Here is an 8,139-nt window from a genome sequence, read left to right as displayed (position 1 = left end):
GCCCCGGGCGCCGCCCCCCCCCGGCCCCCTTCCCCCCCCTCGTTACCCCCCCGCCCCCCCGCCCCCCCCGGCCCCGCGCCCGGGGGGGGCCCGGGGCCGGCCCCGCCCGGGGGGGGGGGGGGGGGCCCGTCTCCCGTGGGGATCGGGCTACGCCATGCGGGCGTAGTACTCGACCACCAGCTGCTCCTCGCAGGTGACGGGGATCTCGGGGCGCTTGGGGGCGCGCTCGAGCTTGGCGTGCAGCTTGTCGATCTCGACGTTCAGGTACGGCGGGGTCGGGGGCAGCACGTCCTGGTTGGCGCCGGTGGCGGCCACCTGGAAGGGGTCCATCTTCTCCGAGCGCGGGTGCACGTGGATCAGCTGGCCCGGCTTCACGCGGAAGGAGGGGCGGTCCACGCGCACACCGTCGACCATGATGTGACGGTGCACGACCATCTGGCGGGCCTGGGTGATGGTCCGGGCGAAGCCGGAGCGCAGCACCAGGGCATCCAGGCGGGTCTCGAGCTGCTCGACCAGGTTCTCACCGGTCTGGCCCTCGGTGCGCTTGGCCTCGGCGTAGGCGCGGCGCATCTGCGCCTCGCGGATGTTGTACTGCGCGCGCAGACGCTGCTTCTCGCGCAGACGCACGGCGTAGTCGGAGTCTTGCCGACGACGGGCGCGCCCGTGCTGGCCGGGGCCGTAGGGGCGGCGCTCGAAGTACTTCTCGGCCTTCGGGGTCAGCGGGATCCCGAGGGCGCGGGACTTGCGGACGAGGTTGCGCGCCCGCTTGGTCTTGGTGGTAGTAGCCAAGGATTGCCTTTCATGCGGTTGGCGCGGGCTCAGCGGGAGCCCGCCCCATTTGTTCTGGTGTCAACTGGCCTCCGGGATCCGCGCACGGTTTTGCGCGGCGGAGAGCGCGGGTCAGCCGCTACCCTTGCTGCCACCGCGGTCGGTGATCATCCCGGGGGTCGGGATGCGTTTCGTCCACGGCGTGCCAGACAGCGCCCCACTCTACGGCACGCGGGCCGGGCTGTCAGGTCACCGGGCCGACCGGGCGAGGGTGCCTCTGGTCACGGCGTCCCGCCCGCGTCCCCGCCCGCTCGGGGTCGGCGGCCGCGCAGGATGTCGCGCAGGATCCCCAGTCGCCGCTTCACGGTCCGCTCCGCCCCGTACTCAGTGGGCCGGTAGTACTGGGCGTCGCGCAGGGTGTCCGGCAGGTACTGCTGGGGGGCCACGGCGTGGGGCACGTCGTGCGGGTAGACGTACCCCTTTCCGTGTCCGTGGGCGGCGGCCCCGCCGTAGTGGGCATCGCGCAGGTGCGGGGGCACGACGCCGGAGCGCCCGGCGCGCACGTCGGCCTGCGCGGCGTCGATCGCCCGGATGACGGCGTTGGACTTCGGGGCGGTGGCCAGGTGGATCACGGCCTGGGCGAGGTTGATCCGGGCCTCGGGCAGCCCGATCAGCTGCACCGCCTGGGCGGCGGCCACCGCGGTCTGCAGCGCGGTGGGATCGGCCATGCCGATGTCCTCGCTGGCGTGGACCACGATGCGCCGGGCGATGAACCGCGGGTCCTCCCCCGCCTCGATCATCCGGGCCAGGTAGTGCAGGGCGGCGTCCGGATCCGAGCCGCGGATGGACTTGATGAACGCGCTGATGACGTCGTAGTGCTGATCCCCCGCCCGGTCGTAGCGCAGCGCGGCCCGGTCCGTGGCCTCCTCGGCGTGCGCCGCCGTGACCACCACGGCGGCGGGTTCGGCCCCCGGCTGCGTCGCCTCCGCGGCCTCGTCCCCGGCCTCCTCGCCGACCGGTTCGGCCCGGTCGTGTGCGGCCTCGGCGTGGCCGAAGGCGACGGCCGCGGCGGCCTCTAGGGTGGTCAGGGCCCGCCGGGCGTCCCCGGAGGCCAGCTGCACCAGGTGATCCCGGGCCTCCTCCTCCAGCGTCACGGTCCCGTTGAGCCCGCGCGGATCGGCGACGGCCCGGTCGATCAGCGCGGCGATGTCCGCGTCCTCCAGCGGGGTGAGGGTGACCAGCAGGGAGCGGGAGAGCAGCGGGGAGATCACCGAGAAGCTCGGGTTCTCGGTGGTCGCGGCCACCAGCACCACCCAGCGGTTCTCCACCCCGGGCAGCAGGGCATCCTGCTGGGCCTTGGTGAAGCGGTGGATCTCATCCAGGAACAGCACGGTGGTGATGCCGTGCAGGTCCCGGTCATCCAGGGCCTGCTCCATCACCGCGCGCACATCCTTGACCCCGGCGGTGATCGCGGACAGCTCCACGAACTTCCTCCCGGAACCGCGGGCGATGACGTGGGCGATGGTGGTCTTGCCGGTGCCGGGCGGGCCCCACAGGATCACGGAGCTGGGTCCGGCCGGGCCGGCGTCCTCCCCGGCGAGCACCCGCAGCGGGGAGCCGGGCTTCAGAGCATGGGCCTGCCCCACGATCTCCTCGACGGTGCGCGGGCGCATCCGCACCGCCAGCGGGCTGCGGGCGCCGGCGGACCGGCCGTTCGCCGGGCCGGGGGCGGGCGTGCGGGATCCGCCGCGTCCGGTACACCCGCGGGCGGGGGCGGTCGCGGCGTCGTCGTCGCCGAACAGGGACTGGGTCATGGTGAGGGCTCGGCCTTCCCGCCGGTCACAGGTCCGCGGTGTCCAGGATGAGGGTGACCGGCCCGTCGTTGGTCAGCTGGACCCGCATGTGCGCGCCGAAGCGCCCGGTGGCCACGGTAGCCCCGAGATCCCGCAGGGCCTGCACGTAGGCGTCGACGATCGGCTCGGAGGCGGGCCCGGGGGCGGCCGCGGACCAGGAGGGGCGCCGGCCCTTCCGGGCGTCCCCGTAGAGGGTGAACTGGCTGACGGCCAGGATCGGGGCGTCCAGGTCCGCGCAGGAGCGCTCCCCGTCCAGCAGCCGCAGGCGCCAGGTCTTCTCCGCGAGCTTGGCGGCCTCGTCGGGTCCGTCCCCGTGGGTCACGCCCACCAGGGCCAGCAGGCCCGGGCCCTCGATCGCGCCCACGACCTCGGGCTCTCCCCCGTCCTCGGGGACGACCGTGACTTCGGCGGTGCTGACTCTCTGCAGGACGATGCGCATGGTCCCACCGTAGCCGACGGCGCCGAGCTCACCTCCGCCGAGACCGCACGAAACGGCCGAGACCGCACCCGTCGGGCGCGGTCTCGGCCATGATGTGCGGTCTCGGCGGGTTCGCCGACGTCGGTCAGTCCTTCGCCGGCTCCGGCTTCGCGTCCACCCCGGTCTCCTTGCGCTGCTGCGCGGTGATCGGGGCGGGGGCCGCGGTCAGCGGGTCGTAGCCGTTGCCGGTCTTCGGGAAGGCGATGACCTCGCGGATGGAGTCCGTGCCGGCCAGCAGGGCCACCACGCGATCCCACCCGAAGGCGATGCCGCCGTGCGGGGGCGCGCCGTACTTGAAGGCCTCCAGCAGGAAGCCGAACTTCTCCTGCGCCTCCTCCTCGGAGATGCCCATGACCTGGAAGACCCGCTCCTGCACGTCCCGGCGGTGGATGCGGATGGAGCCGCCGCCGATCTCGTTGCCGTTGCACACGATGTCGTAGGCGTAGGCCAGGGCCGCACCCGGGTCCTGGTCGAAGGTGTCCAGGAACTCCGGCTTGGGCGAGGTGAAGGCGTGGTGCACTGCAGTCCACGCGGAGTGGCCCAGGGCGACGTCGCCGGACTCCTCGGCGTCGGCGGCCGGCTCGAACAGCGGGGCGTCCACGACCCACACGAAGGCCCAGTCGCCGTCCTTGATCAGCCCGGTGCGGTGCCCGATCTCCACGCGGGCCGCGCCCAGCAGGGCGCGGGAGGCCTTGGCCTCGCCCGCGGCGAAGAAGATGCAGTCCCCGGGCTCGGCACCGGTCGCGGCGGCCAGGCCCTCGCGCTCGGCGTCGGTGATGTTCTTGGCCACCGGGCCGGTCAGGGTGCCGTCCTCCTGGACCAGCACGTACGCCAGGCCCTTGGCCCCGTGCTGCTTGGCCCACTCCTGCCAGGCGTCCAGGGTGCGCCGCGGCTGGGAGGCCCCGCCCGGCATGACCACGGCCCCCACGTACGGGGCCTTGAACACGCGGAAGGTGGTGTCCTGGAAGTACTCGGTCAGCTCGGTCAGCTCCAGGCCGAAGCGCAGGTCCGGCTTGTCCGAGCCGTACTTCTCCATGGCTTCGGCGTAGGTCATCCGGCGGATGGGGCGGGGCACCTCGACGTCGATCAGCTTCCACAGGGCCGCGACGATGCGCTCCCCGAGGTCGATGACGTCGTCCTCCTCCACGAAGGAGGCCTCGATGTCCAGCTGGGTGAACTCGGGCTGGCGGTCCGCCCGGAAGTCCTCGTCCCGGTAACAGCGGGCGATCTGGTAGTACTTCTCGATCCCGCCGACCTGCAGCAGCTGCTTGAACAGCTGCGGGGACTGCGGCAGGGCGTACCAGGAGCCCGGGGCCAGGCGGGCCGGGACGACGAAGTCGCGGGCGCCCTCCGGGGTGGAGCGGGTCATCGTGGGGGTCTCCACCTCCACGTAGCCGTCCTCGTGCAGCAGCTCGCGGGCGGTGCGGTTGGCCTCGGAGCGCAGCCGCATGATCTTCGCCGGCTCCGGGCGGCGCAGGTCCAGGTAGCGGTGGCGCAGCCGGGCCTCCTCGCCGACCTCCACGTGCTCGTCGATCTGGAAGGGCAGGGGGGCCGCGGTGTTGAGCACCTCGGTGGAGGCCGCCTCCACCTCGATCTGCCCGGTCACCAGGTTCGGGTTCTCGTTGCCCTCCGGGCGGGCGCGCACGGTGCCGGTGACCTGCAGGACGTACTCGTTGCGCAGCGCGTCGAAGTCGGCCTCGTCGTGGAAGACGCACTGGGTGATGCCGGTGCGGTCCCGCAGGTCCACGAAGGCCACCCCGCCGTGGTCGCGGCGTCGGGCGACCCAGCCGGCCAGGGTCACGGTCTCTCCGATGTTCTCGGCGGTCAGCTCGCCGAGGGTGTGGGTGCGCAGCACGGGGGTTACGGCCTTTCGGTGGGGTGCGTGCCGGACCGCGCGCCGGCCCCGAGGGGGACGGCGTACGGGACGGCGGGTTCTGGTGATCGAGTCTATCGCGCGGGCTCACGCCCCGCCCGGGAGGGGCAGCGCTCGGCTCAGTCTGCGGCGGGGGCGGTGACCTGGGGGGCGAGGTCCGTGGCCGGGGGCATCCAGGTCGCGGGATCGGCCGGCACCTGCTCGCCGGAGCGGATGTCCTTGACCTCGTGGGTCGGGTTCCCCTGCTCGTCGCTGCCGGTGAACCAGACGTAGGGGATGCCGCGGCGGTCGGCGTGGCGGATCTGCTTGCCGAACTTCGCCGCCTGCGCGGAGACCTCGGTGGGGATTCCGCGGGCGCGCAGCTGCTGGGCGACGTCCTGCGCCGCGGACCAGGTGTCCTCGTCGGTCAGCGCCACGTAGACCGCGGTGGGGACCTTGCGGCTGGCCGCGGCCAGGTGCTGGGAGAGGATGCGGGCCACCAGGCGGGTGACCCCGATGGACAGCCCGACGCCGGGGAAGGTGCGCTTGCCGTCCGAGGCCAGGGATTCGTAGCGCCCGCCGGAGCAGATGGAGCCGAGCTCCTCGTGTCCGACCAGCACGGTCTCGTAGACGGTGCCGGTGTAGTAGTCCAGCCCGCGGGCGATGGACAGGTCCGCGGTGACCTGGCCCGGGGCGCGCTTGGCGGCCTGGCCGATGACCTCGGCCAGCTCCGCCAGGCCCTCCTCCAGCAGCGGGTCCTGCACGCCCAGGGCCCGCACCCGGTCCACGAAGGACAGATCCTCCGCGGTGATCTCCGCCAGGGCCAGGGCCTTGCCGACCTGCTCCTCGGTGGCCCCGAGCTCCTCGCGCAGCAGGTTCCCGACGGCTTCCGGGCCGATCTTGTCCAGCTTGTCGATGCTGCGCAGCACCCCGGCGGTGTCGGTGAGCCCGATGCCGCGGTAGAAGCCCTCGGAGAGCTTGCGGTTGTTGGCCCGCATCCGGAAGGCCGGCAGCGGCAGGGCGGACAGGGCGTCCACGATGACCAGGGCGAGCTCGACGTCGTAGCGGAAGGGCAGGGCGCCGTCGCCGACGACGTCCACATCGGCCTGGGTGAACTCCCGGTACCGGCCCTCCTGGGGCCGCTCCCCGCGCCAGGACTTCTGGATCTGGTAGCGCTGGAAGGGGAAGTCCAGGTGCCCGGCGTTCTCCACGACGTAGCGGGCGAAGGGCACGGTCAGGTCGAAGTGCAGGGCCAGGCGGTCCTTGGCCCGGCGCTCCGGGGCGGGTCCGTCCTCCTGCAGCCGGGAGACGGCGTAGACCTCCTTGTCGATCTCGCCCTTGCGCAGCAGCTGCTCCTGGGTCTCCATCGAGCGGGTCTCGATGTTGGAGAAGCCGTGCAGCTCGAAGGTCCGGCGCAGGGTGTCCAGCACGTGGTTCTCCACCACCCGCTCCTCCGGCAGCAGCTCCGGGAAACCTGACAGGGACGCCTTGCGGGCCATGGGCCTCTCCTCCACGGGGTTCGGGGTCGACACCGCGCGGATGGGCCGCGCGCCCCACCACTGTACCGCCGGCGCGCACCGGGCACGACGGCGCCGGACCCGTCACGGGGCCTCGAGGATTCTCCGCGTGATGCACGCGACAGATATATTGGAGGGATGCGCCCCACCGATGATCACTCGCAGCCCGCCTCCGCACCGCGCGACGCCGCGGCCCCCGACTCCTCCGCGCCGAACGCTTCTGCGTCGGAGTCCACCGCTCCGAAACCCGCTGCGCCGAAGCCGGCCGCGCCGAAGCCCTCGGCCCTGCGTCGCGGTCCCGCCCCGCGGCCCGCGGCGACGCCGGGTGCCCGCCCCGCCGCCACGACCCCGGTGCACGCGCCCTCCACCGAGGATCCCGCGGCCCTGGCCGAGGCCGCCTCCCACGGCAGGGTCCGCGAGGACGGGCAGGTCGTCGTCGTGGTGGCCGGCGAGGAGGTGCCGGTGGGCGCCTACCCGGAGGCCGGACCCGAGGAGGCGCTGCGCTACTTCGCCCGCAAGCACCTGGAGCTGCTGGCCCAGATCGCCCTGCTGGAGGGGCGGGTGCAGCGCGGGGCCGGCGCCCAGGAGGCCCGCCGCGCCCTGGCGACCCTGCGCGAGCAGGCCGCGGCCCGGCGCACCGTCGGGGATCTCGCCGCCCTGGACGCGCGGCTGGAGGAGCTGCACACGCGCATCGATGCCCTGGAGGCCGAGCAGCGGGAGACCGCCCAGCGGGCCCGGGAGGAGGCCGTGGCCGAGCGGGAGCGGATCGTCGCCGCGGCCGAGGAGGTGGCCGCCCAGGATCCGCAGACCCTGCACTGGAAGGATTCCAGCACCCGGCTGAACCAGCTGTTCGACGCCTGGAAGCAGGCCCAGCGCACCCAGCGGCTGCCCAAGGCGCAGGATGACGCCCTGTGGGCCCGCTTCCGGGCCGCCCGCTCCGGGTTCGAGCGGATGCGCAAGGAGCACTTCTCCGACCTCGATCAGCGCAACGCCCAGGCCGTGCGCATCAAGGAGGGGCTGATCGCGGAGGCGGAGGCCCTGCAGGGGTCCACCGACTGGGGCGAGACCTCCGGGCGGTACCGGGAGCTGATGCAGCGGTGGAAGCAGGCCCCGCGCGCGGCCCGCCGGGAGGACGACGCCCTGTGGGCCCGCTTCCGGGCCGCCCAGGACGTGTTCTTCGCCGCCCGCACCGCCGCAAACGAGCAGACCGAGCAGGAGTTCCGGGAGAACCTGCGGGTCAAGGAGGAGCTGCTTCAGCGGGCGCGGGCGGTGCTGCCCGTGCAGGACCCGGAGCGGGCCAAGGCGCAGCTCGCCCCGATTCTGGAGGCCTGGGACGAGACCGGGATGGTCCCGCGCACGGACTTCCGGCGCATCGAATCCGAGCTGCAGAAGGTGCAGAACGCCGTGGCCGAGGCCGAGCAGCGCGAGTGGGAGCGCTCGGACCCGGAGACCCGGGCCCGGGCCGATTCCATGCTGGGTCAGCTGCGCGAGACCATCGCGCAGGAGGAGCGCGCCCTGGCCGAGGCCGAGCAGGCCGGGGACGAGCGCCGGGCCCGCCAGGCCCGGGAGGCCTTGGAAACCCGTCGGGCCTGGCTGGCGCAGCTGGAGGCCGCCGACCGGTAGCCGCACCGGCCCCGTTATCCACAGGGGGCCGGTCCGAGGCAGCGGGCG

At 73.7% G+C, this 8,139-nt stretch carries 6 protein-coding genes; 1 reads left to right on the top strand and 5 read right to left on the bottom strand.

The window, feature by feature from the left end; all coding sequences use genetic code 11:
• Positions 1 to 147: 147 nt before the first annotated feature.
• The 5 genes from rpsD to hisS all read right to left on the bottom strand — a co-directional run bounded on the left by rpsD (position 148) and on the right by hisS (position 6,450).
• Positions 148 to 789, bottom strand: a complete 642-nt coding sequence (gene rpsD / locus NQ707_RS08715; RefSeq protein ID WP_058731434.1) for a 30S ribosomal protein S4 — start codon at positions 787 to 789, stop codon at positions 148 to 150.
• 260 nt (positions 790 to 1,049) lie between these two features.
• A complete protein-coding gene (locus NQ707_RS08710) occupies positions 1,050 to 2,582 on the bottom strand; it encodes a replication-associated recombination protein A (protein ID WP_404435480.1) in 1,533 nt (510 codons plus the stop codon).
• Between the two features lie 25 nt (positions 2,583 to 2,607).
• Positions 2,608 to 3,060 (bottom strand): D-aminoacyl-tRNA deacylase, encoded by a 453-nt coding sequence (gene dtd, locus NQ707_RS08705; protein WP_064725361.1) that lies wholly within the window; start codon positions 3,058 to 3,060, stop codon positions 2,608 to 2,610.
• A gap of 124 nt (positions 3,061 to 3,184) precedes the next feature.
• Positions 3,185 to 4,954, bottom strand: coding sequence for an aspartate--tRNA ligase (aspS, locus tag NQ707_RS08700; RefSeq protein ID WP_064725362.1), 1,770 nt, complete (start codon positions 4,952 to 4,954; stop codon positions 3,185 to 3,187).
• 137 nt (positions 4,955 to 5,091) lie between these two features.
• Positions 5,092 to 6,450, bottom strand: a complete 1,359-nt coding sequence (hisS, locus tag NQ707_RS08695) for a histidine--tRNA ligase (protein ID WP_129357531.1) — start codon at positions 6,448 to 6,450, stop codon at positions 5,092 to 5,094.
• A gap of 156 nt (positions 6,451 to 6,606) precedes the next feature.
• Between hisS and NQ707_RS08690 the strand changes: the two genes are divergently transcribed.
• The gene (locus tag NQ707_RS08690; protein WP_404435477.1) at positions 6,607 to 8,091 is read left to right on the top strand and encodes a DUF349 domain-containing protein; all 1,485 of its coding nucleotides are present in this window, start codon (positions 6,607 to 6,609) and stop codon (positions 8,089 to 8,091) included.
• Positions 8,092 to 8,139 lie beyond the last annotated feature (48 nt).

It is taken from the genome of Rothia sp. BD8 (assembly GCF_044878465.1).
GTDB classification, from domain to species: domain Bacteria; phylum Actinomycetota; class Actinomycetes; order Actinomycetales; family Micrococcaceae; genus Rothia; species Rothia kristinae.
The sequence above is the reverse complement of the archived record's forward strand: the minus strand, read 5'-3'. Positions and strand labels throughout refer to the sequence as shown.